This is a genomic window from Mesorhizobium sp. CNPSo 4671, assembly GCF_057784245.1.
On record NZ_JBWLUW010000093.1, the window covers coordinates 1 to 398 of the forward strand.

Consider the following 398-nt stretch of genomic DNA (forward strand, 5'->3'; position numbering starts at 1 on the left):
ATTATGAATAAGCCCGTTTTGATGCACACTCAAAGGATGGGTTCATTCTACACTTTCGTTTGGCTTACTTTTCTTGTCAGATTCAACCCCAAAAGAACTGACCAGGATTCCTCGGGTTTCCTTGTCAGTTCTTTCTTTTTCTCCGCTCCTAAACTCCAAAACAAACTCGAACTTAAAAAATCGCCTTTAACCCCTTGATATAACTGACTTTCTCCGTTCATTTAGTAACGCAGCGTTCCTTTTCAATTGCACCCTTTTACAAAACAACTCAAATAAAGGGTGCAGTACTTAAAGGGCTTTAGCCTCGCTATAGCGAACCCTTTTTAAGGGGTGATTCGTGATGGATATGGGAGTTAAATTATCGTCAAAAGACGTCGCAAAACATCTCGGTATAGAGC

The 398-nt window shown here is 40.5% G+C and carries 1 protein-coding gene; it reads left to right on the forward strand.

Annotated features, from left to right (window positions below):
• On the forward strand, nt 1-198 hold a 198-nt coding region (locus tag AC04SF_RS37525; protein ID WP_488481891.1), incomplete at its 5' end, for a hypothetical protein.
• Nucleotides 199-398: the final 200 nt, after the last annotated feature.